The following is a 1,367-nucleotide window of genomic DNA, read 5'->3' on the forward strand; positions in this document are numbered from 1 at the left end:
ACATCGAACTGCTCGGTACTGAACGTCCAGCCCAGGCTCAGCTCGCCGCCATACACGTGGCCATTGATCGTCAGCCAGTTGCCCAGCGGCGCGTCGGCGCTTTGCTCTGCGCCACGCGCCTCACCACTGGGGGTGAACAGGGTGTCGTCCTGCTCGGCGAAGCTGCCGTCGAACTGACCCAGGTAGTTGAAGGTCAGGCGCGGTTGCGCCAGGCCTGCCAACGCGGCGCGGCTGGCCTCATCGCCCAGGTAGCGCAAGGTCGCGTAGCCCAGCCCCTTGTCGGGAATCCCACGCAGTTGTTCCTTGACCTGCTTGATGCTCGCCGCCAGGTCCTCCTGCACGTCCAGCCGTGCCGGGAACAGGCTGGTGAACCAACCCACGCTGCGCACCAGGTCGGTGTCTTCGAACAACTCCTCGCGACCATGCCCTTCGAGCTGCACCAGCACCGACGACTCACCGGTCCAGCGGGCGATCACCCGCGCCAGTGCCGTCAGCAGCAGGTCGTTGACCTGGGTCCGATAGGCACTCGGCGCTTCCTGCAACAACTGCCGCGTCAACCCCGAATCAAGGCGGGTATGCACGGTATGCGCCTGGCGGCTATTGGCCGACGCTAGCGCACGGTCGCGCGGCAGTTCGGCATTCACACCTTGCAACTGCGCCTGCCAGTAACCCAGCTCTTCGCGCAATTGCGCGCTGCCCGCATGGGCCTGCAAGCGCTCGGCCCAGGCCTGCACCGAGCAGGTCTTGGCCGGCAGGACCGGCACCTGGCCTGCGGCCAGCTGGCGGTACAGCGTCTGGAGGTCTTCGAGCAAAATCCGCCACGACACCCCATCCACCGCCAGGTGGTGAATCACCAGCAGCACGCGCTGCTCCTCGCCCATGCGCGCCAGCACCGCCCGCAGCAGCGGCCCCGCGCCCAGGTCCAGGCTGGTCTGGGCACGCTGGTAATGGGCCTGCAACTCGGCCGCATCCGCGCCCTCTACCTGCCACAGCAAGTGCTCGGCGCAGCCCGCCTCTGGCGCCGCGAGGGTCGCCCGCCACTGGCCGTCTTCGGCCACAAAGCGTGTGCGCAAGGCATCGTGCTGCTCCAGCAGGCGCTCCAGCGCCTGGGCCAGTAGCCCGGCCTGCAACGGTTCACGCGGCTTGAGCAGCACCGATTGGTTCCAGTGATGGCGCTGCGGGATCTGAGTGTCGAAGAACACCTGCTGGAACGGCAGCAGCGGCGTTGGCCCCGTCACCGGCCCCTGGGCCTGCAACGGGCTCTCGACCTCGCTGCGTGCCACACCCGCCAGCCCTTGCACCGTCTGGTGCTGGAACAGTTGCTTGGGGGTGAAGCGAATACCCGCCTGACGGGCACGGCTGACCAC

The 1,367-nt window shown here is 67.7% G+C and carries 1 protein-coding gene; it reads right to left on the reverse strand.

All coding sequences use genetic code 11. The features are described 5' to 3' along the window. Positions 1-1,367, reverse strand: a 1,367-nt coding sequence (locus ACNFIC_RS23835; protein WP_416782283.1) for a condensation domain-containing protein, incomplete at both ends; no start/stop codon positions are given.

The organism is Pseudomonas sp. NY15463 (genome assembly GCF_048068415.1).
GTDB classification, from domain to species: domain Bacteria; phylum Pseudomonadota; class Gammaproteobacteria; order Pseudomonadales; family Pseudomonadaceae; genus Aquipseudomonas; species Aquipseudomonas mosselii_C.